Raw genomic sequence first — 2,084 nt, forward strand, 5'->3', positions numbered from 1 at the left:
TCGCGGCGGCCCCGGAGGCGACGGCGTCGCGGTCGACGAGGACCTCGACCGTCCGCATGTTGCGGGAGAAGTATCCCGCGTCGTCGTAGGCCCGAGTCAGCGTGGCCGGGCTGATCTTCGCGTAGAACTGCGTCGACTGCGGCGACCGGTGGCCGAGCCACGCCTGCAGCTCGAACAGCGTCATCGGCTCCTTGGCGTTGTAGAGCTGGCTGGCGATCGTGGATCGGGCCCGGTGGCTCGTGATGTTCCCCCGGACATCGGTGGTGGGAACGCCCGCCTTGCGGCAGAGCACCGGGATGACCGTTTTGTTGATGTAGACGGTGGACACCTTCCGGGCCCGGAAGGCGAACAGCAGGTCGACGAGCTCGCCGGTGCGACGGTCGGTGAACCTCGGCTGGGTGGGGCGGGTGGCCTGCCAGGCATCGAGGGCCTGGCCCAGGATCGGGTCGACCGGCTTGGTGAACGCGGTGCCGGTCTTGTGGGCCGGCACGTCCAGCAGACAGACCGCGTCACGGGCCAGGACCTGATCCGAGTCACCCGTGATCTCGGCGCCGTCGTGCTGCCAGCGGATACAGCCCACCCTCAGGCGGGCGATCTCATCACTGCGCTGCCCGGAGAACAGCCAGGCCAGCGTGACCGCACGGACCAGTTCGAGAGGGTAGAAGTTCCCGGCCTGGGACTGCGGCAGGTCGTCTTCCGCGAGGTTCAGCCCGGCCCACATCAGCTTCGCCCAGATCTCGTCGGCGATGACTCGGGGATCGGGGCCGAGTAGGGCGGCGATGCTGCGCGGGGTGGCCAGCGCGCGCTGCGGGTCGAAGCGCCTGGGGATCCATTCCCATTCTTGGCAGTCCCGGAAGAAGGTCCGCACCGCGCTGAGCTGAGTCGCCTTCGTCGCTGCCTCCAGCGGCTTGCCGACGCGGCCCTTCAGCCCGGCGGTGCGCTGGGCGTAGTCACCGACCTGCATCCGGTCCAGCGCGGCGATCCAGGCCGCGCAGGTCTGCCGTGTCCAGGAGCCGGGGTTGGCGGCCTCGGGATGCTCAGCCTCCAGCCACCTCCCGACCTTGAGCAGGGTGGCGCGGACGGCGCCGCGGACCCGGGGCGTGAGTGTGGACGTGCCATGCCAGCGCTCCACCCACTCCGCCCAGGCGGGTGAACCGCCCTCGGCCTTCGGCGAGTGACGGCCCATCAGCCGCCGTGGCGGGTCGCAGAATCCCAGCTCGGCGACGGCCCGCTGCATGGCGTGCAGCGTGTTGCCCCTCGCGGCGGGCAGGAGCTGCTCGCGGCGGGCGCGCTCGAACAGCCCGGTGCTCAGATCTTCCAAGTGCGGGCTGCGGTTGAGGAGGAGCATCTGGCAGGCGACCATCGGCAGCATCTGGTCGCCGTCGCGGCCGAGCCGGTAGCCCCATCCGGCCAGCACCGAGCGGATCCGCCTGATCTCGCCGTCCACGCGTTCACGCCCGAACACGCGCCAGGCCAGGGTCAGGCGGCTGAAGCTGCCAAGCCGGTAGAAGGCGGTGAAGCCGCCGAGCAGGAAGGCATGCGCGGCCAGGGAAGGGCGCACGGCGTCGTCCGCCCAGCCCGGGGCGGCCTTGCGGAACCCTTGCTGGTCCTGGCCCAGAAGCCCGGCCCACTCTTCGTCGTTCCATGCCCAGTAGGACCGGCCGATCTCGGCGCACCGCAGCAACACCACCGCGGTCGCGTCCAGCATCGCCCGGCGCCGGTGAGAGGTCAGCGGACCCTCCAGCGCGGCGGCGGCATCGTCGAGCGGCCGCAACAGGCGCCTGACCGGCTCCCATCCCCGGGCATCGGGGTCGTGCCGGGCCAGGCGGCGCAGCTCACCGACCCCAAGCTCGATGATCGCATCCTGCTCCGTCGGCCGGAGCAGGCGCGTCGTGTCGTAGCGAGCCGTGTCAATCGGCCACCGCCAAGAGCCGGAGGGGGCCAGGCGGTCGGCCGCGTGGCGGACGATCACCGGGACGCCTCCGCGCCCTCGCCGCTGGTCAGCGCCTGGACGCGCTGGGCGTGGATATGCCGCATGCCCTGGCTGAGCTTCCCGGCGAGCTCTCGGCCGGACAGGTGGATAT

General features: G+C 71.4%; 1 protein-coding gene. It reads right to left on the reverse strand.

The genetic code is table 11. The annotated features are described in order from the left end of the window. A partial coding sequence (locus MJ797_RS22490; RefSeq protein WP_239340922.1) for a tyrosine-type recombinase/integrase occupies window positions 1–1,972 on the reverse strand: 1,972 nt, incomplete at its 3' end. Between the last annotated feature and the right edge of the window lie 112 nt (window positions 1,973–2,084).

Source organism: Protofrankia sp. CiP3, from assembly GCF_917627345.1.
Lineage (GTDB): Bacteria > Actinomycetota > Actinomycetes > Frankiales > Frankiaceae > Protofrankia.